The sequence below is a fragment of the Streptomyces sp. NPDC048483 genome (assembly GCF_040651455.1).
GTDB lineage: Bacteria > Actinomycetota > Actinomycetes > Streptomycetales > Streptomycetaceae > Streptomyces.
This window is the reverse complement of record NZ_JBEZJZ010000021.1, coordinates 19951-46010: the sequence shown is the minus strand read 5'-3', so window position 1 is coordinate 46010 and position 26060 is coordinate 19951. Positions and strand designations below refer to the sequence as shown.

Here is a 26060-nt window from a genome sequence, read left to right as displayed (position 1 = left end):
ACCTAAGCCACCCCGGCCTTCTCGCTGAGCCCGGCCCGCTCCGTGCCCTCCACCCTCTCGGTGGCCTCCGGCACCCGGGGAATCCCACCGGCCTCCGGCACTCGGGACATGCCGCTCGCCTCCGGCACCTCGACCGGCTCGGCCACCTCGGCCACCTCGGTCACCTTGGCCGTGTCGTCCGCCCCCGTCTCCGCGGCCGCACCGGCGCGCTCGGCCGCCGGCCGCTCCCGCACCTCCTCGCGGAAGGCGATCGCCATGTCCCGGGCGTGCCGTAGGCCGATGCGCGCGAAGTCCCTTTCCAGCTCGTCGAGTTCGACCAGCGTCTTTGCCCGGTCGCGGCCCAGTCGGGCGCGGGATTTCGTCAGGCCCAGGCGGGAGAGGGCGACGCCGCGCGGTTCGTGCATGTCGCTGAATTCCGCCAGGGCCAGGGCGTAGGTGTCACGCGCGGACTCGTAGCGGCCGGCGCGGTACTGGACGTTGGCGCGCATCTTGTGGTTGTAGGCGAGGGCGCTCGCCAGGTCCATGGTCCGGCAGATGGCCTCCGCCTCGGCGAGGAGGGCCAGGGCGCGGTCCGGGTCGCCCTGCACGGAGAGGACGTCGGCCACGCCGCGCAGCGACCAGGCGCGCCCTCGGGCGTCATCGGCCTCGGTGGCTATGCGGACGGATTCCTCGAACAGCTCGAGTGCCTTTGCGTAGTCGCCGGTATTGCGGTGCATCTGGGCGATGCCGGACATCGCCCAGACCATATGGCGGGCCTCGCCGTGCGCCCGGCCTTCTTCGAGGAGGCGCTCATGGAGTTCGGCGACCGCGGCGTAGTCGCCCTGGATACGTCCGGTCTCGGCGAGGCCGGCGAGGGAGTAGCCGTGGGCGAGGCGGTCACCGCTGCCGGCGGCCAGTTCGACGGCGTGTCCGAGCAGGCGGCGGGCGAGCGGGAGCGTGCCGCACTGGCGGGCCAGGGTGCCGCCGCTCCACAGGGCCCAGGACATGGCGCCCGCATCACCCGCGTCCCGTGCGCTGCGGTAGCTGTCGCGCCAGGCGGCGCCGGCGTCGCCCACCCGGCCCAGCCGGCGGTTGGCCTCGGCGACCGCGAGGGCGGCGCGCGCCCGCTCCAGTGCCGTGCCCGCCTCGGACTGTGCGCGGCTCGCCGTGGCCAGCACCTCCTCGTACGAGGAGTTCACGCCCAGTGCCGAGCCCAGTTCGCCCTGATATTCCGGGGCGAATGCCTTGCCGTACATATATCCGTGGCCTCTCGCTCAACTCCGTGCATTGATCACGAAACTACGTGCCGTGCGCGGTGCCGCGAATCAATCCGTGTATGGGTTTGTGCCGTACGACTCGAGTGCTACGCCGGGGGTCGTGGTCATCACCGGGGTGTACGGGTAGGTCAGGGTCGGCCGGCCCGTGGCACTCCTCGGGCGTTGCGCCCTACGCAATCCGAGTTGCGGATCTTGCCTTGGTGCGCGGCACCGGCCATCCTGACCGGCACATTCGCCATCCGCGATCAGCGATCAGCAAAGCCGAGGTGTGGCATGAGCGCAGGACGAGGCAGCGGGAGCGGATCCGGCCCGGGCACAGGCCCAGGCGCAGGCCCACGCTCAGGTGCAGGTGCAGGTGCAGGCGCCGGGGCCGGTGTCGGGCGCCGGCAGCTCCTGGGCGTCGGCGCGGTCGGGTTGGCGGGCCTCGCGGCCGGGTTGGCGGGCCTCACGGTCGGGGACGCCGCGCCCGCGCGGGACAGGCCCCGCACCGGACGCCACCCGCGCGCCGAGCGCCCGCTCTTCCTGGGGACGTACACCTCGAAGGAGGGCGGCGGCACCGGAGTCGGACTGGGGACGTACGACACCCGCGACGGGCTGATCACCGCGACGGGTGTGGTGGCCGGCGTCGCCGATCCCTCCTATCTGGCGCTCGCGCCGTCCGGGCGGACCCTCTATGCGGTGGATGAGCAGGAGGAGGGTGGTGTGACGGCCCTGGCGCTGTCCGCCGACGGTGCGCCCCCCAAGGTGCTGGGTACGCAGGCGACCGGCGGCGCCGGGCCCTGCCATCTGTCGGTGCATCCCAGCGGACGGTGGCTGCTGAGCGCCAACTACCTCTCGGGCAGCGTGGCCGTGCATCCGGTCGATCCGGACAGCGGTGTCCTGGGGGCGCGTACGGACCTGGTCGTGCACTCCAGTCCGCCGCCCGGCCCCGGCCAGGACGGACCGCATGCGCACCAGATCGTCACCAGCCCGGACGGCCGCCATGTGCTCGCCGTCGATCTCGGCAACGACACGGTGTACACCTACCGGCTGGACGAGCGCGCCGGACGGCTCACCCAGGCGTCGTATGCGACGCTGCGGCCGGGCACCGGGCCCCGGCATCTGACGTTTCACCCCTCCGGCGCGTTCGCCTATCTGGCGAACGAGGTCGACAACACGGTCGTGGTCTGCCGCTACGAGCGGTGGAGGGGGCGGCTGACGCCCGGTGTGCCGCAGTCCACCGGGACCGGCGGGGGCACGAGTTACCCGGCGCAGCTCCTGGTCACCCGCAACGGCCGCTTCGCGTATCTCGCCAACCGCGGTCACAACAGCCTGACGCGCTACGCCGTGGAAGCGGCCGGCGCACGGCTGCGCCTGCTGGACACGGTGCCGGTGGGCGGGGACTTTCCGCGCCAGATCGCCTTCTCGCCGGACGAGCGGCTGCTGTTCGCGGCGAACCAGAAGTCGGGATCGGTGACGGTGTTCTCGGTGGACGGGGAGACGGGGACCCTGGGGAGGGTGGGCAAGCCGTTCGGCGCACCGATGCCGGTGTGCGTGCTGCCCCTGTGACCGGCCGCGCCGGGGCCCTGCCGGTACCGCCGTGGTCAAGGCGGTGGCGGGCGGCCGGATCATTCAACTGTGGCTGCCCGGCACCCCGTTGTGGGCGGTCAGCCCGGTCCTGTTGAGCGGGCGGCGGCGGACGTGATCCGCTCCCTCGTGCTGCGGATGGTGGGTTTCTCCGTGGTGTCCATCTTTCCGGTGGTCGCCGTGGTGTCCTGGACGTCGAAGGCGATCGGGGTGAGCCCGTGTGCCGCCGTGCTGGACCGGCTCGCGCCGCCGCCCGCGTCCGGCACGGTCAGGAATGCCCTGGTGGTGATCGCCGTACCGTCCTGCCTGAATTCCGCGCTCTCCACCTCGTCCGGATGTTGTGCGCGCTCACCCGTAACGGAGATCCACCGCGCGGATTCACCAAGGTGAGCCGCGAGCGGAGTGCCGCGCCGGGCCCTGCTTACCGCACCGTCGGCCGGCTATCCGTCCGTGATCGCCGCCTGGATTTCACCTGATGTCCCCTTCTCCTTCCTCATCAACTCCTAAGGCGCCATTGCCCTGTTCGCCCATTTCGCGATCTCCGGCGCCCACTCAGCCGGGTGACCATCGCGCTGATGGCGCTGATGGCGCTGATGGCGCTGGTGATCAGGGGCGATGGCCTTGCTGCCGGACAGGCGGGCAGCCGGTCGGACGGGCAGCCGGTCGGACGGGCGGCCGGGCAGCAGCGCAGCCGGGCGCAATTCCTGCTGAGCCTGCCGACGGTCGCCGTCGCATATCGACCGCGTACAAAATCCGGCGCCGACGGATGCAAAGGCGATACCGACGGCCGTGAATTCCACGAAATCCCGTCGCGACATGCGGGCAGGCCGTCCGCGGCGCCACGGACGGCCTGCATTCCCTCAGCCGCATCGCTCCCGACTGAATTACCCGGTACGGGCCCGGGGAGCCCGGAATTCGGTCAGTTCACCCCGGAGCGCCGTACGGCGAGACGCATGCCCGGGTAAATGAGGTCCGGGTCCGCGCCGATCACCGGACGGTTCAGCCGGTAGAATTCCTGCCAGCGCCATCCGTGCGCGGCGGCAATTGCGCTCACCGTGTCCCCCCGGTTCACGACGACAGAATCGCCGGTACTCCGGTGGCGTGCCGCTTTCCACCGCTTCTCCGGAGAGGGCGCGGCGTGCGGGGCCGTGGTGCGCGGAGTGGTCGTGCGGGGCGTCGTGGCGCGAGGGGCCGTGGTGCGTGGAGCGGCCGACCCCCGCAGGCCCAGCGAGGCCGAGCAGGCGGGCCAGGCGCCCCACCCCTGCCGGGCCAACACCCGTTCCGCCACCTGGATCTGCTGGATTCGGCTCGCCCATGCCGCCCGGGATGCGTACGTTCCGCCGCCGAACGAGCGCCAGGTGGTGTGCGCGAACTGCAGCCCGCCGGAGAAGCCGTTCCCGGTGTCGGCGCGCCAGTTCCCGCCGCTCTCGCACCCGGCCAGGCGGTCCCAGGTCCCGCCGCTCGCCGCTTCGGCCGACCCCTCGGCCGTCACGTTCAGCGCGCCGGCCGCCAGCAGTACCGCGGCCGCCGTGACACCCCGGACCCCCCGGCCCCGGAATTCACTCCGGCCGGCAGATTCCGATCCGGTCTCGTGTACCTGAGGAAGTTCCATTTCATACTCCCGTCGCTCGCCGCTCAGTTGCCTGGCGGCCATTCAGGAAACGTGGCACCTCTACGGCTTCGCTTGCGTACCGCTTTGTGTTGCGCCGCATTACCGCTCGCTCTTTCCGGCATTGCCCGATGTTTCCCGTGCAGCGAATTCCGCGAGGCGCCATGAATTCGACGGGGTCGACACAACCATGCCCGGAGTTCGCATCGACAGAGCGCGCGGTAGCGCCTTCGGCGGTCGGCTTGCCCCCTTGCCGCCACTTCGGGTACAGCAGCCGTCGCATGGCGCACGTCCCTGCCGGGTAGGGGCGCACCCTTCATGCCAGAGGCACGGAAGCCCGGAACGAATCGCCCACGCGTTCCCATCGAAGGCGTCCGCCGGGCGCACTCGTGGGGATCGGTGCACACGCGCGGCGCAGGTCCGCACGCACCGCGCACGGCCCCCTACGGCCGTGCCCCGATCAGCCGGCGGGGCCGGGCGTGACGTACTGCCGTAGCAGGTCGCGTAGTTCCGCCTCGAACTCGTCGTAGCGGCACCGGAGTTCGCAGCCCGGCCAGTCGGGCGGAAGCAGCAGGTCCGGGAGCAGCGGGTCGGTGAGGAGGTGGCGCAGCACCGCCGCCGAGACCGTGAAGCGTTGCGCGGGAGTGGCGGCCCCGTCAAGAGCGGCCACCAGGGCGCGCGCCCGCGCCGACCAGCCGGACAGATCCCACAGCGTGCGCGCCAGCGCCGCCGGGTCGCCGTCCGGGGTGCCGGTCAGCAGGGTGCACTGCTCGGTGACCACGGCCGGGCGGGGCCGTTCGAGGTTGCCGGGCCGCAGCCAGGTGCCCTCGCGCAGCTCGGCCAGCCGCAGGTCCGCCATCGCGTGCCGCAGCGCGGTCCGTTCGGTGGCCGGCCGGCGGTCGACGGTGACCACGGCGATCTCCCAGCCGCCGTCCCAGGACCGGGTCCGGGGCGACCGGCTCTCGTCCTGCCGGGCCTGGCGCGCCAGCAGCCGGGCGGTGAGTTCGTACGAGCCGTCGCGCTGCCGGAGGTCGCCGGCGGCCACCATCCGGGAGAGCGCGACACGGACAGTGCCCTCGGCGATGCCGAAGAGTTCGCCGACCCGCACCAGGGCGCGCGCGGGCATCCGGGGCGGGTGGTGCCCGAGGAGGGTGCTCAGCACGATGGAGCGGGCGGTGAGCGGCCGCAGCGCGAGGGGGTCGTCGTTCATATGTGCCCGGAATTCTAGCCAGGCCACCGCCCGCCCCGGCCTGTGCGCTGCACCGTTCCGCTTCGCGCATACCGTCTCGCTGGGCTGCACGACCCGCCCTACTGCCCCTGACCACACGGCCTGCCTGCGTCACCACCCTTTAGCTTCACGGGAGTTGATGCTCCGCAGCTTCGGGAGGGTGACCCGTGGCAGCCGTGCACGTGACCGTGTGGGGCTCCCCCTCATGGCCGTGGCCGAGCCCCTCGCCGACTCCCTCGGGGGCCGCCTCCTGCGGGTGCCCGGGTACGACCCGCACACCCAGGAGCCCGCCGCCGTCAACGCCGCCCCGCGGGAGTTCTGGGGCTGACCTGCACAGGGCCTTGCACGCAGAGCCTTGCGCACAGGGCCTTACACACTTCCCACAGCTGTTCTGAATCTGTAACGTCAAGGGCATGACCGTCACTCACGAAGTCCTGAATCAGGCTCCGCCGCTGACCGAGTTCAGTACGGCGGACGAACCGGTCCTGCTGGAGACGCTGCGCCGGGAGGGCGCCGAGTGGGGCGAGCGGGAGGTGTCCGCGCTGGGGGCGCTGGCCGGTACACAGGCGGTGCAGGACCAGGCGCGCCGGGCGGAGGAGCAGCCGCCGCGGCTGCACACCCACGACCGCTACGGGCACCGCATCGACGAGGTCGTCTTCCACCCGGCCTGGCATCAGCTGATGACCGTCGCGGTGGAAAACGGGCTGCACGGCGCGCCCTGGTCCGACGACCGCCCCGGCGCGCACCTGGTGCGCGCCGCGAAGTTCTACGTCTGGTCGCAGGCCGAGCCGGGCCACGGCTGCCCGATCTCGATGACCTACGCCGCGGTCCCCGCGCTGCGCACCGCCCCGGACCTCGCCGCGCAATACGAGCCGCTGCTCGCGTCCCGTACGTACGACTTCGGACTGCGGGCGCCGCTGACCAAGGCGGGCCTGATCGCGGGCATGTCGATGACGGAGAAGCAGGGCGGCTCCGACGTACGGGCCAACACCACGCGCGCGGTGCCGGCCGGCGACGGGACGTACCGGATCACCGGCCACAAATGGTTCACCTCGGCACCGATGAGCGACGTGTTCCTGGCCCTGGCCCAGACCGCGGAGGGGCTGACCTGCTTCCTGGTGCCGCGCGTACTGCCGGACGGCACCCGTAACGGCATGCATCTGATGCGGCTCAAGGACAAGCTCGGCAACCGCTCCAACGCCTCCTCCGAGATCGAGTACGACGAGGCGGTGGCCTGGCCGGTGGGCGAGCCGGGCCGCGGGGTGCGGACCATCGTCGAGATGGTGAACATGACGCGGCTGGACTGTGTGCTGGGTTCGGCGGCCGGGATGCGGGCGGGGCTGCGGCAGGCGATGCATCACACCGCTCACCGGCGGGCGTTCGGGCGGGAGTTGGACCAGCAGCCGCTGATGCGTGCGGTGCTGGCCGATCTCGCGATCGAGTCGGAGGCGGCGACGCTGCTGGCGATGCGGCTGGCGGCGGCGGTGGACCGGTCGCAGGCCGGCGACGCCCAGGAGGCGGCGCTGCGGCGGCTGGCACTGGCGGCGGGCAAGTACTGGGTGTGCAAGCGGGGCAGCACGCATGCGGCGGAGGCGCTGGAGTGCCTGGGCGGCAACGGCTACGTCGAGGAGTCCGGTATGCCGCGGCTGTACCGGGAGGCGCCGCTGCTGTCGATCTGGGAGGGGTCGGGAAACGTCGCCGCGCTGGACGTCCTGCGGGCCCTGGGCAAGGAACCGGCCGCCCTGGACGCCTTCTTCGCGGAGGTGGACGCCGCCGCGGGCGCCGACCGGCGGCTGGACGCGGCGGTGGCCGGGGTCCGCGAGATGCTCGGCGGACTGGCCGTTGCGGAGCGGGCGCAGCTGATGGCGCGGTCGCTGGCGGAGCGGATGGCGCTCGTGCTCCAGGGATCGCTGCTGGTGCGGTACAGCCACCCCGCCGTGGCCGATGCGTTCTGCGCCTCGCGGCTCGGCGGGGAGTGGGGCAACGCCTTCGGAACGCTGCCCACGGGCGTCGACCTGGGAGCGATTCTGGACCGCGCCAGGACGAAGGCCCCGGTTGTGGGCGGGGCCTGATGTCCGTACGGGTGGAGCGTACGGGGCCGGTGATGACGGTGGTGCTGTCCCGGCCGTCCGCCCGTAATGCCGTGGACGGTGCGACGGCTCGCCAACTGGCCGATGCCTTCCGAGAGTTCGAGGCGGACGACGGGGCAAGAGTCGCGGTGCTGTGGGGTGAGGGCGGGACGTTCTGCGCCGGTGCCGACCTCAAGGCCGTCGGCACCGACCGCGGCAACCGCGTCGCGCCGGACGGCGACGGCCCGATGGGCCCGACCCGGATGCGGCTGAGCAAGCCGGTGATCGCGGCGGTCGCCGGGCATGCGGTGGCGGGCGGCCTGGAGCTGGCGCTCTGGTGCGATCTGCGGGTCGTGGAGGAGGGCGCGGTCTTCGGGGTGTTCTGCCGGCGCTGGGGAGTGCCGCTGATCGACGGCGGTACGGTACGGCTGCCCCGGCTGATCGGGGCGGGCCGGGCGAGGGACCTGGTCCTGACGGGCCGCCCGGTCCCGGCCGCGGAGGCGCTGGCCATCGGCCTGGCGAACCGCGTGGTGCCGACCGGGACGGCGCGGGCGGAGGCGGAACTCCTGGCAGCAGAGATCGCCCGCTTCCCCCAGGCGTGCCTGCGCAGCGACCGGGCCTCGCTGCTGGACCAGGAGGGCATGGACGAGGAGGCCGCGATGGAGGCCGAACTCCGCTATGGACAAGCGGTGTTGGCGAAGTCCCTGGAAGGCGCGGCCCGATTCGCGGCGGGCGCGGGGCGGCATGGGGAGCCGGACGGACCCTAGGGGGTGGGCGAACAGATCCCGTAGGGGTTGCGAGCGCCCCCTGCGGGGCCACAACGTGGCGGGCTAGGGCGGTATTCCCTGTGCGTACGGCCCCGCCCCGGTCGGCGCTCGGCCCGCCCCGACATCGCTCGGCGGGCCCGGCAGCGCTCGGCGGGCCCGGCGCTCGGCGGCCCCGTACCCGACCACGTGCGCGACAAGACGCTGCCCGGACGGGGCGCCACGGCAGGCGGCCGGTCAGGAACCGCCCCCGGACCGCACCCGACCGCACCCCGACCGGCCTGCCGACCGACCGGTCCAGGCCCGCGCCCGGTCGTGCCCGCGACCGATCAGGCAGGCGGCCCGCCCGTCAGCCCCGCGGCCGTCGGCCGCCGAACGCCTCCAGGGTGCGTTCGAGCATCGGCAGTGCGCGGACCACGCGGCGGGTGCGGATCAGCGCGTCCCACGCGGGCTCGAATTTCTTCCAGCCGCCGGCGTAGGCGAGGTGCCGGAGCCGTTCGTGGGGGCCCGGCTGGGACGCTGCGCCGCGCCAGATGTTGGACCAGCGGTAGAAGTCCCGGTAGGCGCGCCAGTAGCCGTCCTCCAGCTGGCGCGGCGTCATGCCCTTGGGGCGGTAGACGACGTGGCGGGTGTCGTAGAGGTCCCAGTCCTGGTGGACGATCCGGTCCTCGGCCGCCAGCTGCTTCCACAGGCCGGTCGACGGGTACGGCGTCATGATGTGGAACGTCGCCGTCTCGATGCCCTCCCCGACGGCCCACTCCACCGTACGGTCGAAGACGTCCGGGCCGTCCTGGTCCAGCCCGAAGACGAAGCTGGCGTTGACCATGACGCCGGCGTCGTGCAGGCGCCGCACGGCGGCCCCGTAGTCCCGGCCGATGTTCTGGTCCTTGCGCCGCTCGGCGAGGTTTGCCCCGTTGACCGTCTCGAAGCCCACGAACAGGCTGCGCAGCCCCGCGTCCACCGCCTGTTCCAGCAGCCCCGGCTCCAGCACCGACTTCACCGTGCCGGCCGCCTGCCACAGCCGCCCCATCCCGCTCATCCCGTCGAACAGCGCCTCCGCGAAACGGCGGTTGCCCAGCAGATGGTCGTCGAGGAAGTACAGATGCCTGCCGGGCAGCCGCTCGATCTCCGCCAGGGCGTCGTCGACGGCCTGGGTGTAGAAGGACTTGCCGCCCTCGAAGAAGGCGTCCTTGTAGCAGAAGTCGCAGTGGTGCGGGCAGCCGCGGGACACGACGAGGGAGTTGGGCACGAGATAGAGCTGACGCTTGATCAGATCGCGTCGGACGGGGGGAAGTCCGGCCAGGGTGCGCTGCTTTGAATCGTAACGGCGGGCCGGCGCACCGTCCCGCAAGTCCTTGAGGAACAGCGGCCAGGTGTCCTCCCCGGGCCCGGTGAAGAGGGTGTCGGCGTGGGCCGCGGCCTCCTCCGGAAGAGATGTCGCATGGAGGCCCCCCATGGCCACGTGGACGCCGCGCGCCCGGAAGTGGTCGGCAATCTCGTAGCTGCGCCGGGCCGAGGTGATGTACGGCTGGATCACCAGCAGGTCGGGGGCCTCCAGCGTCTCGATGTCGATCCGTTCGACATGCTCGTCGTACAGCGTCACCTCGTCGTCCGGGTCCAGATATCCGGCGAGGGTCGCCAGGCCGAGGGGCGGGAAGAGCGAGTACTTGACGGGCCGGAACAGCGGGCTGGTCGCTTCCGTCAGGGCGGGAAGAATCATCGTCACGCGCATGTCCGCTAAGACTCCGGGGGTCGTGGGGGCGGTTCCGCCGACGTGCCGACGCGCCGCACCGGCACCCCCGCCCGGCGCACGCGCAGACACCACCCGGGGGGCCTTTCTTGAACGTGTTCAATTCTGCGGTACTGTCGGCCGTGGAACGTCCGGACCGTCATGGAAGGGGGACGTGGTGACCGTATTGGTGCAACTCATCGTCATGCTCGGGATGTTCGTGGTGATCCCGCTGGGGGTCTCGCTGATCGACGGGCCCGGCCTGGTCCGCATCCGGCAGATCTGGCCGCTCGCCGCCGTCGCGGGCTCGGTCGCGCTGTGGCTGCCGCGCGGCCCGGTCGCCACCGGCTGCGCCGCGGGGTACGCGGCGGCCACCCTGGTGCTCGCCGTGCAGGCGCCCCGGCGGCTGGCCCGCAACCGCTCGTTCGCGCCGTCCGAGATCGCCGTCCTGACCGCGCTGGCCACCCCGGCGGTCGCGGGCCTGGCGCTGGTCGCCGAGCGCGCCGGACACCGGCTGTTCGGCTTCGACCTCGACATCCTGGCGCTGACCGTGCCGCACTTCCACTTCGCCGGATTCGCCGCCGCACTGATCGCGGGGCTGGTGTGCCGCGCCACCGGGGGCGGCCGGGCGGGTCGGCTCGCGGCGCTGAGCATCCCGGTCGGCACCCTGCTCGTGCTCGCCGGTTACTTCATCGACGACTGGGCCGAGCTGGCCGGTGCGCTGGTGCTGACCACCGGCATGTGGCTGGTGGGCCTGCTCACCTGGCGGGACATCAGGGCCACCGGGCCCGACCGGATCACCCGTGCGCTGCTCGGCTGCTCCGCCGTGGTCCTGGTGGCCACCATGCTGCTCGCGCTGAGCTGGGCGCTCGGCGAGGCGACCGGCCTGCCGCACCCGTCCCTCGCCTGGATGGCCGCCACCCACGGCCTGGGCAACGCCCTCGGCTTCGCCCTGTGCGCCCTCCTCGCGCAGCGCCGCCGGCACCCTGCGGCGTGGCGAGCCGGGGCAGGAGCCGTTGCCGGTTGCGCCTGATGGCTTTGCCAAATACCTCCGCCGCCGGCACCCCGCGGCATGGCGAGCCGAGGCAGGAGCCAACGCCACTACCCGCCCTACCGCCACCCCTGAAGGAGCGTCACGCATGAGCACCGCCCACCACTCCGGCGACGTCAACTACCCCGAAGAGGGCGGCACCCGGCGCACCCCGCTGCCGTCCGGCTACGCCCATCTCCACGTCCAGGTACCGATCGGCCGGGGACGTGACGTCCTGGTGGCGGCGGGCGAGGCGGTCACCACCCTCCGGATGCACCGCACCGCCGGTGCCGTCATCCGGGCCGACGCCACCCGCGCCGCGCGGGGTGTCGCCATCGAGGTCGGGCTGGGCATCGGCCCGCTGCGGCTGCGGGCGCCGTGCCGGGTGGTGTGGACGGTGGCCGACGAGGACCGGATCGGCTTCGGTTACGGCACCCGGGACGGACACCCCGAGTGCGGCGAGGAGGCCTTCCTGGTCGAGCGGCGCGCCGACGACTCGGTGTGGTTCACCGTGACCGCCTTCAGCCGCCCCGCCGCGTGGTACACCCGGCTCGCCGGCCCGCTGGTTCCCGTACTCCAGCACGCCTACGCCCGGCACCTCGGCCGGACCCTCCGCCGGCTGGCCCGGAGGGCCGTCACAGGGCCGCCACTCACACCCTGATGACGTGCGGAAACGCGGAGTTACCGACGAGTAGGCCGAGGCGCTCCTGATCGCCATACGTCCACCTCTCATTCATCATCCCGTCACCACCACACCTGCCGCCCGTGAGAGAAAACCAAGCATGTGTGATGACGAACTGATCCCGCCGCAGGCGGACCTGACCGAGCGGGAATGGCTGCGGGCCGGCTCGGAGGCGGCGCCCGACGGGCCGCCGATGCGCACGACGGGGCGGGTGCCCCGGTTCGTGAACCGCCGGACGCTGCTGGGCGGCGCGATGGCCGGTGCGGCGCTTACCGTGCTGACGTCGGGGGCTCAGCAGGCCGCCGCGTCCACCGCGTCCCGCCCCGGGGCGCCGGGGGCCTTTCCGTTCCCCGAACACCCCAATGGCAAGGGTGAGTTCGCCGTGCTGGTCACCGGCGACGCGGGAACGGGCGACGAGGCGCAGTACGCGGTGGCGGCCGCCGCCCGGGACGTCTGCCGGACCGAGGGCATAGGCCTGGCGGTCGGCCTCGGCGACAATATTTACGAGAACGGTCCCGAGTCGGCACATGATGCGGAATTCCAGGACAAGTTCGAGAAGCCCAACAGCGGTATCGATGTGCCGTGGCTGATGGTCCTGGGCAATCACGACTGCTCCGGGCTGATCCCCGGCAGCGGCGGCGACCCGTCCCGCGGGGACCGCGAGGTCGCCTACGCCACGACGTCGAAGCGCTGGTACATGCCGAGCCGCTACTACAGCGTGCCACTGCCCGCCGCCGACCCGCTGGTGGAGTTCTTCGCCATCGACACCATTCCCTGGTCGTCGTATGTTGCCCAGCTCGACCCGTACTTCCGCTGGGACGGCCCGTACATGCGCGAGCAGCGCAGTTGGCTGGACGGCGCGCTGCGCGCCTCGCGGGCCCGCTGGAAGGTGGTGCTGAGCCACCATCCGTACCTCAACAACGGCAAGCACGGCAGCGCCGGTTCGTACGACGGCTTCGAGATCGGGAACTACACCAGCGGCGTCCACCTCAAGGACATGTACGAGAACGTGGTGTGCGGGCGCGCCGATCTGATTCTGTCCGGTCACGACCACACGCTGCAGGTGCTGGAGCCGACCGCGCGCACCGGCGGCACCCGGCAGGTGGTGTGCGGGGCGTCGGCCAAGACGGAGGACGGCAAGGCCCACTTCGGGAACCCGGCGGCCTGGCAGAACTTCTCCGACCACGGATTCATGGTGCTGAAGGTGTCGCAGGCGCGGCTGACCATCGACGTCTACACGGTCGATGTGGCGACGCGGACGGCCACCTTGGCACACCGGACGCGGCAGACGGGGCCGGTTGCGGCGGCGCGGGCGCACGCCTGACGCGGGGGGACGGGGCAGGAATCCCCTCCCCTTGAGGGAGGGGAGGAGCCTCGGGGCTGCTACCAGGTGAACGTGGCCGAGGCGCCCGCCGGAAGGGCGTAGCCGACGTGCTTTCCGGCCCAGTTGATATCCATGTGCCGGGTGGTGGCCGTGTCGTTGTAGGCGATCAGCGCCTTGGAGCCGTCGGGGTTTCGCCAGGCCACGTTGGGGACGGCGGCCGAGGCCGTGGAGGCGATGCGCCGGGCGCCGGGCCGTACGAACTTGGTGAGGTGGCCCATCGTGTAGTACTCGACGGTGTAGTCGACCGTGCCGTGTGCCGCGTCGCCGTGGTGCACGGTGAGCAGACCGGTACAGCTGCCGCAGCCGCCGTGGTGCGGGCCGTGGTTCTGGTCGACGGCGAGGGACCATTTGACCCAGCTGCGGCCCCAGTTGCGGGTGTAGTCGATGAGATTGTGCATGTCGTCCCGCTGCTGGTCGGGGGCCCACGGGCCGCCGGAGTGTTCGGTGTCGTACGCGGCGAGGCCGGGGTAGCGGTCGTGCACCCGCGTCTGCTCGGTGACGTCGCCGCGGTACCCGTGCCAGGCCACGCCGCCGAAGTTGGGGTGGTTGCGGATCGCCGGGTCGTCGACGGTGGGTGCGCCGAACTGCGCGTATCTTTCCCAGTTCCAGTCCAGCGCAAGGACTTTGGTGGACAGCCCGGCGTTCTTCAGGGCGGGCAGCAGGTCGTTCCTGGTGAAGTGGGCCAGGCCCGGTCCGTGCCACCGCATGGACGGGTAGCCGGCGCAGCAGGTGGGTTCGTTCTGTACGGACACGTAGTCGACGGGCACACCGTGGTCCCGGTAGGCGCGCAGGTACTTCACGAAGTACCGGGCGTAGGCGGCGTGGTACTTCGCCCGGAGCCGGCCCTGTTCGAGCTTGCCGTTGTCCTTCATCCAGGCGGGCGCGCTCCAGGGAGAGGCCATGACCTTGAGGGCCGGATTGAGGCGGCGGGCCTCGGCGGTGAGGGGCAGGATGTCGGCGAGGTCGTGCGCGAGGGTGAAGCGCTTCAGTTGGGGGTCGGTCCGCCCGGCGGGCAGGTCGTCGTAGGTGTAGCCGAAGCGGGCGAGGTCGGAGGCGCCCATGGGGTTGCGGAGGAAGCCGAGGCCGATGCCGTCGTGGGGGTCGAAGAGCTTCCTCATCACCGCGGCGCGGGTGGCGTCGCCGATCGCGCCGCTGCTGTGCAGCAGCCAGGCGGCGGAGTCGGTGAAGGAGGCGCCGCCGCCCTCGAAGGTCTGGTACGTCGTCGACTCATCAACGGTCAGATCGGCGGTGCCGTGCGGCCCGTGGCCGGGGGTGAAGGTGAGCGGATCCTGTTGCTCCAGCCCCTTGACGACCTGACGGCCACCGGGACCGGAGGTGGTGGTGAGGTGGACCTGGACCTGGACCCGTTCCCGGCCGGTGGTGTCGTGGCCGACCGGGGGTCCGAGGGCCGTACAGACGAGTGTCAGGGCGGCGGTGGCCGCCCCCGCCGCGCCGGTCAGGACGCGGCGGGGTCTTCGGGATCTCATGGCGAGGAGTGCCCTCCTGGGGAAGGCGGAACGGGCGCGCACACCATGCGTCTGCCCACGGGGTGGGCGACTGCACTCCGCCGGGCGCGTGCAATTTCCGCACGCCGGTGTCCGTACGCGTAAAGAGCGCGCCGTCACCCGTCCTCCGTACACCCCCTGCCCTTCGCGCAGCGCAGGACATGCGGGGCATCCGGCCGCCACCTAAGGTGAGCGCACGGCCGCGTTCCGCTGGACATCGGCCGCGGAGGCGCAGCGCACCATGACCAGGCAGAGCGGACCGTCCCCCGGCGGCTACGACCCCCGCCCGTTCCAGGACCCTCCCTCAGCCACCGGCCGGGGAGACCCCCGCCGCGTCCCGGAGCACTTTCCCGGCGTCTCGCACCATGAGCCGATCGGCCTGCGCCGGCGGCTCGAGCTCAACCGGATGGGCACCTTCGACTGGGACCTGGACCGCGGCTTCATGGATCTGGACCCCGGCGCGCTGGAGGTCTTCGATCTGCGCGCGGACGAGTACGACGGTGCGCCGCTGTCCCTGGCCGCGCGGGTGCCGCCGGAGGAGGGGATGCGGCTGGACGCGGCGGTCTCCCAGGCGCTGCAGGAGGGCGGCTCGTCCTACGGGGCGTACTTCCGCGTCCGGTGCCGCGACGGGACGCCGCGCTGGGCCCACTCCCAGGGGCGGATCCTGCACGACGAGGACGGGCTGCCGTACCGGATCATCGGCATCGTCCGGGAGGCGTCCGGCGAGCTGGCGGACTCCGCGCTGCTGCGCTCGCTCCAGCAGGAGCGGCAGCGGCAGACCGTGATGGTGCAGCAGACCACGGCCGCGCTGTCCCGGGCGCTGTCGGTCGCGGATGTGACGCGGGTGCTCACCGGCATCGGCGGCGCGCGGCGGTTCGGCGCGGACGGGCTGGTCCTGGGGCTGGCCTCGGGCGACCGGTTCGAGATCATCGCCGTCGCCGGGATGGACGGCGAGGTGCCCGAGGAGATGCGCAGCTCCCCGCTGGACGACACCCTGCCGCTGTCCGAGGCGGCGGCCTCGCGGCGGCCCGCCTTCCTGGGCACCCGGGGCGAGCTGATCGCCCGCTACCCCCGGCTGCGCCCGTACAGCCACCTCCTGCCGACCGGAAGCGCGTCCTTCCTGCCCCTGATCGCGCAGGACACCGTCATCGGGGCGCTGGGGCTGTTCAGCGCCGAGCCCTCGGTGCAGTCGACGGAAGCCAAGAACCTGGCGCTGGCGCTGGCCGGTGTCGTCGCCCAGTCGCTGCAGCGGGCGACGCTCTTCGACCAGGAGCGGGAATTCGCCACCGGGCTGCAGGCGACGATGCTGCCGCGCCGGGTGCCGCCCATCTCCGGCGGTGAGGTCACCGTCCGCTACCACCCCGCGAGCGTCGGGCGGGACATCGGCGGCGACTGGTACGACGTGATCGCCCTGCCCCAGGGGCGGACCGGCCTGGTGGTGGGCGATGTGCAGGGCCACGACACACACGCGGCCGCTGTGATGGGCCAGTTGCGCATCGCGCTGCGCGCCTACGCCACCGAGGGGCACTCGCCGGAGACCGTCCTGGTGCGGGCCTCCCGCTTCCTGGCCGAGCTGGAGACCGAGCGGTTCGCAACCTGTACGTATATCCAGGCCGACCTGGACTCGGGGGCGCTGCATGTGGCCCGGGCCGGCCACCTGGGCCCGCTGGTCTGCGACAGTGCCCGGCACATCGACTGGCCCGAGATCCGCGGCGGGCTGCCGCTGGGCGTGGCCACCGCCTTCGGGCACGACCACTTCCCCGAGACCCAGCTGTTCCTGGAACCGGGCTCCACGCTGCTGCTGTGCACCGACGGCCTGGTCGAGCAGCCGGGCCGGGACATCTCGGCCGGCATCGACGCGTTGACCGCGGCGTTCCGCACCGGGCCCGCGGATCTGGAGGCGCTCGCCGACCGGCTCGCGGCGCAGCTGTGGGCCGAGCCGGGCTCGGAGGACGATCTGGCCCTTCTGCTGCTGCACCGGCTGGCGAGTCCGGGGGCCGCCACCACCCCGCGGCTGCGGCTGCATGTCCATCAGGCCGACCCGTCGGGCACCGCGGAGGTCCGCTCGGCGCTGCGCCGCACGCTGGACCAGTGGCGGGCGGGCGAGGTCACGCACAACGTCGAGGTGGCCGCCTCCGAGCTGATCGCCAATGCACTGACCCACACCGAGAGCGGTGCTCTCGTCTCTGTGGAGCTGGTCCCCGGCACCCCGCGGCGGATCCGCCTGGAGGTCGAGGACCGCTCCAGCTCCTGGCCGCGCCGCCGCAGCCCCGGCGAGACGGCCACCTCCGGCCGCGGCCTGATGCTGGTCGAGGCCCTCGCCGACCGCTGGGGCGCGGAGCCGCGCGGCTCCGGCAAGGCACTGTGGTGCGAGTTCGCGGTGCCGGAGGTGACGGTGAAGGCAGGAGTGGGGGTGGTGTCGTAAGAACTCCCTTACGCGCTCAGGTTCCTGACGCTCGATCGCCTCAGTCCCCTCAGTCCCCTCAGTCCCCTCAGTAGTCCCCTCAGCCCCCTCAGTCCTCCGGCCCGTACCACACCGTCGTCATGTTGCAGAACTCCCGGATGCCGTGCCCGGAGAGCTCCCGGCCGTAGCCGGAGCGCTTGGCGCCGCCGAAGGGGAGGCCCGGGTGCGAGGCGGTCATGCCGTTGAAGTAGACACCACCGGCCTGCAAGTCCCTTGCCAGGCGGGCCTGTTCGTCCGGGTCGCGGGTCCAGGCGTTGGAACTGAGCCCGAACGGCGAGTCGTTGGCGACCGCCACCGCCGCGTCCAGGTCCGCGACGCGGTAGAGCGTGGCGACCGGGCCGAATGCCTCCTCGTGGTGGATGCGCATGTCGGGGACGATGTCGGAGAGCACCGTCGGCTCATAGAACCAGCCCGCGGGGCGATCCGGCGGGCGACGGCCGCCGCACCGCGCGGTGGCGCCCTGGTGGACCGCGTCGTCGACGAGTTCCTCCAGGTCGGAGCGGCCCTGCTCGCTGGCCAGCGGGCCGACGTCGGTGCTCTCGTCCATCGGGTCGCCGACGGTCAGCGCGGCCATCCGTTCGGTGAAGAGGTCCGCGAAGGCGTCATAGACATCGGTGTGGACGATGAACCGCTTGGCCGCGATGCACGACTGCCCGTTGTTCTGGACGCGCGCGGTGACGGCGACGGCGGCCGCCTTGTCCAGATCGGCCGAGGGCAGGACGACGTACGGGTCGCTGCCGCCCAGTTCCAGGACGGTCTTTTTGACCTCGTCGCCGGCGATGGAGGCGACCGAGCGGCCGGCCGGCTCGCTGCCGGTCAGCGTCGCGGCGGCGATCCGCGGGTCGCGCAGCAGGTCCTCGACGGCGCCGGAGCCGATCAGCAGGGTCTGGAAACAGCCCTCGGGGAAGCCCGCCCGACGGAAGAGTTCCTCGAGGTAGAGGGCGGTCTGCGGGACGTTCGAGGCGTGCTTGAGGAGGCCGGTGTTGCCCGCCATCAGGGCCGGGGCGGCGAACCGTACGACCTGCCAGAGCGGGAAGTTCCAGGGCATCACCGCGAGCACGGTGCCGATCGGGCGGTAGCGCACCACGGCGCGGGCGGCGCCGGAGTCCGCCACGTCGGCGGGGTCGGGCTGCTCGTCGGCGAGGAGTTCCTCGGCATGGTGGGCGTACCAGCGCATGGTCTTGGCGCATTTCTTGGCCTCGGCGCGCGCCTGGGCGAGCGGTTTGCCCATCTCTGTGGTCATGGTGCGGGAGATGGTTTCCCGGTCAGCGTCGAGCAGGTCGGCGGCGGCGAGCAGCAGTTCGCTGCGGTACGCGAAGCTCGTCGTGCGGTGGTCCTGGTAGGCCTGCTCGGCACGGACCAGGCGGTCTTCGATCTCGCCCGGGTTGTGCGCGTCGAAGGTCTTCAGGGTCTCGCCGGTGGCCGGATTGACCGTGGCGATGGCCATGATTCAGCACCTCCTTGGAGAGAGCGGTGACGGGGCTCAGGAGAGCGGTGAGGGGGCGGGGGACGGCTCCGGGACCGGGTCCGGGTCGGGTCCGGGCGGATGCGGGACCGGCGACGGATCCGGCGGCATGGGATCGGGCGGCTCGGGCGTAGGCGGCGGCCCGGGTAGCGGCTCCGGTAGGGGAGCGGGACCGGGGTCCGGGGGCGGCACGGGCTGGGGATCACGGTCGAACGTGCGGTCACTGCGCGTAAGCGGTTGCCGCGGCACGGGGGCCTCCAGATTCGAGACGTCTCATGGCACATTGGCCCCCGTACCCGAGTCTGGCCCGTGTATGGCCCCCGCGCACGGTGACGCTGCGCTTTGCCTGGGCCGACGTTTGGCTTCCTCACCGCTGCGCCTGCGGCGAGCCCCCCGCTGCGCTTTGCCCAGGCCGACATTTGGCTTCCTCACCGCTGCGCCAGCGGCGAGCCCCCCGCTGCGCTTTGCCCGGGCCGACATTTGACTTCCTCACCCTTGCGCCTGCGGCGAGCCCCCCGCTGCGCTTTGCCTGAGCCGAACGTGCCGGGCTGTCCCGCCGTTGCTCCCCCACTGCCTAAAGGGCGTGGGAGGTACCCTCAGCGGCGGGCGGTTGCCGCTGCGCGGGGCTGTTCGGGTGCGGGACCGGACCTCCGGACTTCGTCCTGCGGTCCGGCCCCTCCCCGTTGTGGGTGGTGAGAAGACCGGTGGGGGTGCACGTAAGCGGTCACGCGCGCCCAGTGGTCACAAGACCACCGGCACACGACACGCAACGCCCGCCCCCACCGGCCCCTACCACCCACCCACGGGAGGGGACAGGCCGCAGGACGAAGTCCGCAGGCCCTTCCCCGCACCCAACAAACCCACGCCCGCCGCTGGGGGTACCTCCCACGCCCTTTTAGGCAGTGGGGGAGCCACGGCGAGAAACCCACCACGGCGGGACGGCCGACAACGTGAGGCCCGAGCAAAGCGCAGCGGACCGGCGGGACGGCCGACAACGTGGGGCGCCGGCCCGACCGCCGCGATCACCCCAGCGGGAAATGGCAGAGCACCCGGTGACCGGGACTGACCGGCTCGGCCACCGGCGGCTCCGTGGCGGCGCACAGGGCGGTGGCGGCCGGGCAGCGGGTGCGGAAGCGGCAGCCGGAGGGTGGCGCGGCGGCCGAAGGGGCCTCGCCGCTCAGCGGGGCGCCGGCCGGGGCGGCGTCCGGGTCCGGCACATTGACGGTGTCCAGCAGTCCCCGGGTGTACGGGTGCAGCGGATGGGCGAGGACGCGCGCGGCGGGGCCGCTCTCGACCAGCTTGCCGAGGTACATCACCCCGACCGTGTCCGCCAGATGCCGTACCACCGCCAGGTCGTGCGAGATGAAGAGATAGGCCAGCCCCTTCTCCCGTTGGAGCGCGTGCATCAGGTTGAGGATCTGGGCCTGTACGGAGACGTCGAGGGCGGAGACCGGTTCGTCGGCGACGACCAGCGAGGGCGCCAGGGCCAGGGCGCGGGCCAGGCCGAGGCGCTGGCGCTGGCCGCCGGAGAACTCGTGGGGATAGCGGTCCACCGCGCCCCGCGGCAGTCCGACATCGTCCAGCAGCTCCGCGATCCGCCGCCGCTGTTCGGCCCGGTTGCCGATGCCCTGGATGGCCAGCGGTTCGCGCAGTACGGCACCCACCCGCATCCGGGGGTCCATGGACGCGTACGAGTCCTGGAACATCAGCTGCACCTCGCGGCGGTGTGCGCGCAGTTCCCGTCCCGTCAGGGTGGCGATGTCGCGGCCGGCGAAGCGGACGGTGCCCTCGGTGGGCGCTTCCAGGCCGACGGCCAGCCTGCCGAGGGTGGACTTTCCACTACCGGACTCCCCCACGATGCCGAATGTCTCTCCGCGCCGTACGGTGAGCGAGATGCCAGCCACCGCGCTGAGCTCCACGGCGTGCCTCGTGCCCGATCTCCGGCGGGCTACGAGGCCGCCGTGCAGCGCGTAGGACTTGGCGACGCCGGACAGCCGCAGCAGCGGTTCCCCGGTACCGGCCGGGAGCTCGGCGGGCGCGGGCGGACGGAGTTCGGCGGCCGGGTCCGTAGCAGCGGGTGCCGCGTCGGCGGGGTGGAAGCAGGCGACGGAGTGATCGCCCGCTGCCAGGTCCGGCTCGCAGGTGCGGCAGAGATCGGTGGCGACGGTGCAACGCGGGGCGAAGCGGCAGCCGCTGGGGCGGGTGAGCAGGGACGGCGGCAGGCCGGGAATGGTGGCCAGCGGACGCGCGGCGTTCGTGAGGGCGGCTCCTGACCGGGGGAATTCGGGGACGGCGGCGAGCAGGGCCTGGGTGTAGCGGTGCCGGGGTGCGGTGAACAAGGATCGTACGGGGGCGCGTTCGGCGATCCGGCCGCCGTACATCACCGCGACCCGGTCGACCCGGCGGGCGATCACGCCGAGGTCGTGGGTGACCAGGATGAGCGCCATGCCGAGGCGTGCGCGCAACTCGTCGATGAGTTCCAGGATCTGGTGCTGGGTGGTGACGTCGAGGGCGGTGGTCGGCTCGTCGGCGATCAGCAGCCGGGGCTCGCAGATGAGCGCCATGGCGATCGCGACGCGTTGCCGCATCCCGCCGCTGAGCTGGTGCGGGTAGTTCCTCATCCGCTCGGCGGGGCGCGGCATGCCGACCAGCCGCAGCATCTCCTCGGCGCGGGAGCGGGCCTCGGCCTTGCGCACCTTCCGGTGCAGCAGCAGGGGTTCGGCCACCTGGGCGCCGATGGTGAGGGTGGGGTTGAGGGAGGTCAGCGGGTCCTGGAAGACCATGCCGATGGTGTTGCCGCGGATGCCGCGCAGGACGGGTTCCGGGGCGGCGGCCAGATCCGTACCGGCGAAGTGGACGTGGCCGCCGGTGATCCTGCCGCCGGGCGGCAGCAGTCCCAGGACGGACAGCGCGGTCATGGTCTTGCCGCAGCCGGATTCGCCGACGATGCCGAGCGAGCCGCCGGGCGCGAGGTCGAGGTCGATGCCGTCGAGGGCGTGGACGGTGCGGCCGCGGCCGGTGATCTCGACGCGCAGGCCGGCGATGCTCAGCAGGGGATCGGTCATGACGGGCCTCAGTTCTTCCGGAGCCGTACGTCGAAGGCGTCCCGCAGCCCGTCGCCGATGAGGTGGAACGCGGCGACGACCAGCACGATGGCGAGGCCCGGCGGGAAGATCAGCCACCAGTGGCCGACTTGGGTGTAGGTGATGCCGGCGGAGAGCATCGAGCCCCAGTCGGCGGCGGGCGGCGGGACGGACAGGCCCAGGAAGGAGAGATAGGCGACGTAGAGGATGGCGTCGGCGATCTGGAAGGTGGCGTTGACCATGACGGTGCCGATGGCGTTGGGGAGGATGTGGCGGAGGACCGCCCGGCCCCCGCCGCCGCCCATCAGCCGCATTGCGTGGATGTAGTCCCGGCCGCGCAGCGCCAGCGCCTCGCCGCGGATGAGGCGGGCCGGGGAGAGCCAGGCGACGGAGGCGATGATCAGGATGAGGACGGGCTTGCCGGGCGTGACGATCGCGGCGACCACGACGAGCAGAAAGAGCGCCGGGATCGCGAGCGCGGCATCGGTCACCCGCATCAGCACGGCGTCCACCCAGCCGCCGAAATGGCCCGCGACCGCGCCGTACACCGTGCCGAAAAGGGTGGCCAACAGACCGGCCGCCAGGCCGACTTCGAGGGAGGTGCGGCCGCCGTACATCAGCCGTCCCAGCATGTCGTACCCGAGGTCGGTGGTGCCCAGCGGATGGTCGGCGCCGGGCGCGAGAGCGACCCGGGACAGGTCGGTGTGGATCTGGTCGGTGGGGTGGACCAGCGGGCCCAGGAAGCAGAAGGCGAGCAGGGCGAGCAGCACCAGGGCGCCGGCGAGGGCGGGCTTGTTGCGGGCGAAGACGGCGAGGGTGCGGCGGACCGGGCCGGGGGTACGGAGGCCGGCCTCGGAAGCGGGGGCATCGACGGCGGTCACGGCACGCTCCTGATGCGCGGGTCGAGGGCGGCGTAGGCGATATCGGTGAACAGGGAGCCGAGGACGGTGGCGACACCGACGACGAGCGTGACGCCGAGCAGCACGGGGAAGTCCGAGCCCTGGGCCGCGTTCCAGAACAGCAGCCCCATTCCCGGGTAGTTGAAGGTCGACTCGACGACGAGGGTGCCGCTGAAGAGGGTGGGGAGGTAGAGGCCGAGGAGGGTGACCAGCGGGATGAGGGCGTTGCGCAGGACGTGCCGGGCCATGATGCGGGCGTGGGACTGGCCCTTGGCGCGCGCCGTGCGGACGTATTCCTCGCTGAGGTTGTCGAGGACTGCGGAGCGCGTATAGCGGCTGAAGGCGGCGATGATGCCGAGCGCGGTGGTCACGACGGGGAGGACGAGTCCGGGCAGGTCGGCGAGAATGCCGCCGATGGTGTCGGCCTGGGGTGCTTCGGCGGGGAAGAGCTGGAGCTGCTGGCTGAAGACCAGAATGAGGATCAGGCCGAGGAAGAAGACCGGGGTGGCGTAGGCGAGGAAGGCCGCGCCGGTCAGGACGTAGTCGGCGGCCTTGCCGCGGCGTACGGCCTGCAGGATGCCCAGCGGGACGGCAAGGACCGTGGCCAGGGCGAGGGACAGACCCGCCAGCAGGGCGGTTTTGGGCAGGCGCTCGGCGAGCAGCGAGGCAACGGACTGGTTGAGTTTGTAGGACTCGCCCAGGTCGCCGGAGCACAGCCGCCCGAGGTACATGAGGTACTGCTGCGGCAGCGAACGGTCGTAGCCCTGCTGGTGGTTGAAGTGCGCGATGGCCTGCGGGGTGGCCTGGACGCCGAGGATGGCGCGGGCCGGGCCGCCGGGGAGCAGGTGCAGCAGGACGAAGACGAGGACGGAGACCAGCAGCAGTACGACGGCGGCCTGCGCGAGGCGTGTGGCCAGGAAGCGGATCATGTGCCGGCGCCGTCCTTCGCCCCGTCCTTCCTGCCTCTCTTCTTGCCGTCCGCCTTGACGAAGTACCAGTCCTGGGGCGCAAGGGAGAGGGTCGGATTCTGCTCGACGCCGCGCAGGTCGTTGCGAATGGCGGAGACCTGATAGGCGGGGTTGGGGGTCCACAGGACCGGCAGCTGACGGGCGACCGTACGGCCGTAGGTGCGCAGTGCGCGCGAAGCGAGGCGGGGGTCCGCCCGGCCGGAGGCGGGGGGCGCGTCGGAGTAGGCGGTGTCCCGGATCAGCCGGTCGGTCTGCGGGTCGGACCAATTGCCCATGTTGGACGGCGCGTTGGTGGCAAAGATCTTCTCGCCGCTCGGATCGGGCGGGAAGTACCAGCTGCCCTGGGTGCCGAAGAAGCCGAGCTGCCATTCAGAGCAGAGGGGTTCGGACGTCTTGCAGGGGACGGTGGTGCCCAGAACGGTGTTGAGCGGCTGCTGCCGGATGCCGAGGACGATGCCCGCCTTGCCGAACTCGGACTTGATGGCCTGCATGGTGTTGGAGGTCTCGGTCGAGCCGGACTGCGAGAGCAGCGAGAGCCGCAGCTCCTGGCCGTCCACGATGCCCGTACCGCACTGCCCCGCGCCGCTTCCGGGCCGTACGCAGCGCAGGACGCCGCCCCGGCCGGCCCAGCCGTGCGCGGCCAGCAGCACCCGCGCCTTCCTCGGGTCGTACGGATACGGGTCGCCGTCCAGGAGGCTCGCGGGGACCGGGCCGAGCGTGGGGGCGGCGCTGCCGTGCCAGATCACCCTGGAGATCGCCTTCTGGTCGATCAGATGCTGGAGCGCCTGGCGGAGATAGCTCTGGCGGAGCAGCGGCCCGGCGGTGGGGTGGTGGTAATTGAGGACGATGTAAGTGACCGCCCAGCCCTCCCAGGGGTCGATGCGATAGCCCATCTCCTTGAACTTGGCCGATTGCGCCATCACGGACGGCGGAATATAGCCGTAATCGACGCCGCCGGCGCGCAGCACATTGAATTCCGAGTCGGCGGTGGTGAAGGGCTTGAGGACCACCCGGTCGAGGTGCGGCTTGTCGGGACCGCGGTATTTCCTGTTGGGGATCAGTGACACCTGTCCCGAGGTGGTCCATTTCTCCACCGTCCAGGGCCCGTTGACGGTCTTCCAGAGCGGATCGGTGGCGAAGTGCGAGAAGCGTTTGGCGTGTCGCAGCAGCCGGGAAAAGGCCTTCTTGGGGTCCTGGTGGCCGGGGTTCCAGGCGTGTGCGGGCAGGGCGACGGCGTCCTGGAGTTCATTGGCGGTGAACCAGGCCGGGTTGTAGCCGCGGTCCAGCCGGAGCCGGAAGGTCCGGTCGTCGACGCTCTCGAAGGCGTTGACGTCGTCCGGCATCAGCCCCGGCGAATAGCCCGCCCATTCCTCCTTGTTGTGCTTGATCAGGTCGAACCAGAACTTCACATCGCGGGTGGTGACGGGTGTGCCGTCGGACCACTCGTAGCCCTTCTTCAGCGTGATGGTGACGGTCTTGTTGCCGTCGCTGTACCGGGGCGGCCGGGCGAGGCTGTGCGGGGAATCCATGGTCAGCGCGGCGCCCTTTTTCTCGGGCGCGAACAGGGGCAGGAACAGCAGGTTCTGGACGGCGCTGTTGTAGCTCGCCAGATATCCGGGGGCGCCGATCGGGAAGATCCAGTTGGGGGTGGCGGCGGGCGGCAGGGCCATGGTGACGGTGCCACCCGCCACGGGGGTGCCGCCGGTGGGACCCAGATCGGTGACAACGTTGCCACGCGGCCCGCAGCCGGCCTGCGCGAGGACACCGAACAGGACCACGGCCAACAGGCGCCCCAGGGGCCCGCGTAGTCGTCTGCCGCGCACGCCCATGCCGCCTCCGGGGATCGACCGGTCGAAGAATGCGAGCAAAGTACGGACGGCCGAGAAAGGAAGTCAAGACCTTGGCGAAACACCCGAACTGAGGTTTACTGGCGGGCAGTTGAGCGGATTGACTTATTTCGCGCCCCCGAAGAAAGTCCGCCAAAAGCGCGTCAGTTCTCCGCACGAAAGGCGCCACGCCATGGCCCCCGACGAGCAGTCCGGATCCGCCGCGCAGGTCCTCGAACTCGTCGCGAACGGCTCCGCCGCCTCCCGTGCCGATCTCGTACGGAAGCTGGGCCTGGCGGCCTCCACGGTCTCCGCCCTGGACGTCCTCGCCGAGCGGCTGACCGCACTGGCCGAGCGGCAGCGCGCGGCCGGGCGGACCGTACGCGGCGTCGGCGTCGGCGTCGGCTTCCCCGGCCCGGTGGACACCCTCAGCGAGCGGATCAGCGCCCCGTCCCGGATGCCCGGCCGGCACCTGTTCGACCTGCGCGAGCGGCTCGCCGACCGGCTGGGCCTGCCGGTCCTGGTCGACAACG

General features: G+C 72.0%; 18 protein-coding genes and 2 pseudogenes. 8 read left to right on the top strand and 12 right to left on the bottom strand.

The genetic code is table 11. The annotated features are described in order from the left end of the window. Nucleotides 1-2 precede the first annotated feature (2 nt). Nucleotides 3-1235, bottom strand: a complete 1233-nt coding sequence (locus AB0D04_RS14110) for a tetratricopeptide repeat protein (RefSeq protein ID WP_362702691.1) — start codon at nucleotides 1233-1235, stop codon at nucleotides 3-5. 435 nt (nucleotides 1236-1670) lie between these two features. Here AB0D04_RS14110 and AB0D04_RS14105 point away from each other — a divergent pair, with 435 nt between their 5' ends. Continuing rightward, a complete protein-coding gene (locus AB0D04_RS14105; RefSeq protein ID WP_362702690.1) occupies nucleotides 1671-2804 on the top strand; it encodes a lactonase family protein in 1134 nt (377 codons plus the stop codon). A gap of 98 nt (nucleotides 2805-2902) precedes the next feature. Here the strand turns inward: AB0D04_RS14105 and AB0D04_RS14100 are convergent, their stop codons facing one another. The 4 genes from AB0D04_RS14100 to AB0D04_RS14085 form a co-directional block, all read right to left on the bottom strand. Beyond that, nucleotides 2903-3148 carry a hypothetical protein gene (locus AB0D04_RS14100; RefSeq protein ID WP_362702688.1) on the bottom strand — a complete coding sequence of 82 codons (246 nt, stop codon included), beginning with the start codon at nucleotides 3146-3148 and terminating at the stop codon, nucleotides 2903-2905. Nucleotides 3149-3325: 177 nt separating this feature from the next. Continuing rightward, nucleotides 3326-3640: a hypothetical protein gene (locus AB0D04_RS14095; RefSeq protein ID WP_362702687.1), complete on the bottom strand. Its 315-nt coding sequence runs from the start codon at nucleotides 3638-3640 to the stop codon at nucleotides 3326-3328. Nucleotides 3641-3741: 101 nt separating this feature from the next. Continuing rightward, on the bottom strand, nucleotides 3742-4434 hold the full coding sequence (locus AB0D04_RS14090; RefSeq protein ID WP_362702685.1) for a transglycosylase family protein: 693 nt from the start codon (nucleotides 4432-4434) through the stop codon (nucleotides 3742-3744). Between the two features lie 457 nt (nucleotides 4435-4891). Further along, entirely contained in the window at nucleotides 4892-5641 is a 750-nt protein-coding gene (locus AB0D04_RS14085; protein WP_362702683.1) for a PaaX family transcriptional regulator C-terminal domain-containing protein, read from the bottom strand. A gap of 431 nt (nucleotides 5642-6072) precedes the next feature. Here AB0D04_RS14085 and AB0D04_RS14080 point away from each other — a divergent pair, with 431 nt between their 5' ends. Then, nucleotides 6073-7731: an acyl-CoA dehydrogenase family protein gene (locus AB0D04_RS14080; protein WP_362702681.1), complete on the top strand. Its 1659-nt coding sequence runs from the start codon at nucleotides 6073-6075 to the stop codon at nucleotides 7729-7731. After that, the gene (locus AB0D04_RS14075) at nucleotides 7731-8495 is read left to right on the top strand and encodes a crotonase/enoyl-CoA hydratase family protein (RefSeq protein WP_362702679.1); all 765 of its coding nucleotides are present in this window, start codon (nucleotides 7731-7733) and stop codon (nucleotides 8493-8495) included. Before AB0D04_RS14080 ends, AB0D04_RS14075 begins: the two co-directional genes overlap by 1 nt. A gap of 346 nt (nucleotides 8496-8841) precedes the next feature. Here AB0D04_RS14075 and AB0D04_RS14070 read toward each other — a convergent pair whose 3' ends face one another. Beyond that, nucleotides 8842-10212, bottom strand: coding sequence for a radical SAM protein (locus tag AB0D04_RS14070; protein WP_362702773.1), 1371 nt, complete (start codon nucleotides 10210-10212; stop codon nucleotides 8842-8844). 187 nt (nucleotides 10213-10399) lie between these two features. Between AB0D04_RS14070 and AB0D04_RS14065 the strand changes: the two genes are divergently transcribed. The 3 genes from AB0D04_RS14065 to AB0D04_RS14055 all read left to right on the top strand — a co-directional run bounded on the left by AB0D04_RS14065 (nucleotide 10400) and on the right by AB0D04_RS14055 (nucleotide 13257). Further along, nucleotides 10400-11254, top strand: coding sequence for a YndJ family protein (locus AB0D04_RS14065; RefSeq protein WP_362702678.1), 855 nt, complete (start codon nucleotides 10400-10402; stop codon nucleotides 11252-11254). A 106-nt stretch (nucleotides 11255-11360) separates the two neighbouring features. Next, the gene (locus AB0D04_RS14060; RefSeq protein WP_362702676.1) at nucleotides 11361-11912 is read left to right on the top strand and encodes a DUF1990 domain-containing protein; all 552 of its coding nucleotides are present in this window, start codon (nucleotides 11361-11363) and stop codon (nucleotides 11910-11912) included. A gap of 121 nt (nucleotides 11913-12033) precedes the next feature. Beyond that, nucleotides 12034-13257, top strand: coding sequence for a metallophosphoesterase (locus tag AB0D04_RS14055; protein WP_362702674.1), 1224 nt, complete (start codon nucleotides 12034-12036; stop codon nucleotides 13255-13257). 59 nt (nucleotides 13258-13316) lie between these two features. Here AB0D04_RS14055 and AB0D04_RS14050 read toward each other — a convergent pair. Continuing rightward, a pseudogene (locus AB0D04_RS14050) lies at nucleotides 13317-14675 on the bottom strand (glycoside hydrolase family 30 beta sandwich domain-containing protein); the annotation flags it as partial. Nucleotides 14676-15063: 388 nt separating this feature from the next. On the opposite strand from AB0D04_RS14050, the gene AB0D04_RS14045 reads away from it, so the two are divergent. Then, complete coding sequence (locus tag AB0D04_RS14045; RefSeq protein ID WP_362702672.1) at nucleotides 15064-17247, top strand: SpoIIE family protein phosphatase; 2184 nt, start codon at nucleotides 15064-15066, stop codon at nucleotides 17245-17247. 88 nt (nucleotides 17248-17335) lie between these two features. Here AB0D04_RS14045 and AB0D04_RS14040 read toward each other — a convergent pair whose 3' ends face one another. The 5 genes from AB0D04_RS14040 to AB0D04_RS14020 all read right to left on the bottom strand — a co-directional run bounded on the left by AB0D04_RS14040 (nucleotide 17336) and on the right by AB0D04_RS14020 (nucleotide 25479). Further along, a complete protein-coding gene (locus tag AB0D04_RS14040) occupies nucleotides 17336-18733 on the bottom strand; it encodes an NADP-dependent succinic semialdehyde dehydrogenase (RefSeq protein ID WP_362702670.1) in 1398 nt (465 codons plus the stop codon). A gap of 1040 nt (nucleotides 18734-19773) precedes the next feature. Continuing rightward, nucleotides 19774-21816 carry an ABC transporter ATP-binding protein gene (locus AB0D04_RS14035; protein WP_362702668.1) on the bottom strand — a complete coding sequence of 681 codons (2043 nt, stop codon included), beginning with the start codon at nucleotides 21814-21816 and terminating at the stop codon, nucleotides 19774-19776. A gap of 8 nt (nucleotides 21817-21824) precedes the next feature. Continuing rightward, entirely contained in the window at nucleotides 21825-22715 is an 891-nt protein-coding gene (locus AB0D04_RS14030) for an ABC transporter permease (RefSeq protein ID WP_362702666.1), read from the bottom strand. Continuing rightward, a complete protein-coding gene (locus AB0D04_RS14025) occupies nucleotides 22712-23662 on the bottom strand; it encodes an ABC transporter permease (RefSeq protein ID WP_362702665.1) in 951 nt (316 codons plus the stop codon). The genes AB0D04_RS14030 and AB0D04_RS14025 overlap by 4 nt, the downstream gene beginning before the upstream one ends. Then, nucleotides 23659-25479, bottom strand: coding sequence for a peptide ABC transporter substrate-binding protein (locus AB0D04_RS14020; protein ID WP_362702771.1), 1821 nt, complete (start codon nucleotides 25477-25479; stop codon nucleotides 23659-23661). The genes AB0D04_RS14025 and AB0D04_RS14020 overlap by 4 nt, the downstream gene beginning before the upstream one ends. On the opposite strand from AB0D04_RS14020, the pseudogene AB0D04_RS14015 reads away from it, so the two are divergent. Continuing rightward, nucleotides 25370-26029, top strand: a pseudogene (locus AB0D04_RS14015) (hypothetical protein); the annotation flags it as partial. The gene AB0D04_RS14020 and the pseudogene AB0D04_RS14015 sit on opposite strands and share 110 nt — an antisense overlap. Between the last annotated feature and the right edge of the window lie 31 nt (nucleotides 26030-26060).

What these genes read in the sequence shown, in the direction of transcription:
- AB0D04_RS14110 (WP_362702691.1), bottom strand. Translation starts at nt 1,235, where the DNA reads ATGTACGGCAAGGCATTCGCCCCGGAATATCAGGGCGAACTGGGCTCG.
- AB0D04_RS14095 (WP_362702687.1), bottom strand. Translation starts at nt 3,640, where the DNA reads ATGTCGCGACGGGATTTCGTGGAATTCACGGCCGTCGGTATCGCCTTT.
- AB0D04_RS14090 (WP_362702685.1), bottom strand. Translation starts at nt 4,434, where the DNA reads ATGGAACTTCCTCAGGTACACGAGACCGGATCGGAATCTGCCGGCCGG.
- AB0D04_RS14085 (WP_362702683.1), bottom strand. Translation starts at nt 5,641, where the DNA reads ATGAACGACGACCCCCTCGCGCTGCGGCCGCTCACCGCCCGCTCCATC.
- AB0D04_RS14080 (WP_362702681.1), top strand. Translation starts at nt 6,073, where the DNA reads ATGACCGTCACTCACGAAGTCCTGAATCAGGCTCCGCCGCTGACCGAG.
- AB0D04_RS14075 (WP_362702679.1), top strand. Translation starts at nt 7,731, where the DNA reads ATGTCCGTACGGGTGGAGCGTACGGGGCCGGTGATGACGGTGGTGCTG.
- AB0D04_RS14070 (WP_362702773.1), bottom strand. Translation starts at nt 10,212, where the DNA reads ATGATTCTTCCCGCCCTGACGGAAGCGACCAGCCCGCTGTTCCGGCCC.
- AB0D04_RS14060 (WP_362702676.1), top strand. Translation starts at nt 11,361, where the DNA reads ATGAGCACCGCCCACCACTCCGGCGACGTCAACTACCCCGAAGAGGGC.
- AB0D04_RS14055 (WP_362702674.1), top strand. Translation starts at nt 12,034, where the DNA reads ATGTGTGATGACGAACTGATCCCGCCGCAGGCGGACCTGACCGAGCGG.
- AB0D04_RS14045 (WP_362702672.1), top strand. Translation starts at nt 15,064, where the DNA reads ATGACCAGGCAGAGCGGACCGTCCCCCGGCGGCTACGACCCCCGCCCG.
- AB0D04_RS14040 (WP_362702670.1), bottom strand. Translation starts at nt 18,733, where the DNA reads ATGGCCATCGCCACGGTCAATCCGGCCACCGGCGAGACCCTGAAGACC.
- AB0D04_RS14035 (WP_362702668.1), bottom strand. Translation starts at nt 21,816, where the DNA reads ATGACCGATCCCCTGCTGAGCATCGCCGGCCTGCGCGTCGAGATCACC.
- AB0D04_RS14025 (WP_362702665.1), bottom strand. Translation starts at nt 23,662, where the DNA reads ATGATCCGCTTCCTGGCCACACGCCTCGCGCAGGCCGCCGTCGTACTG.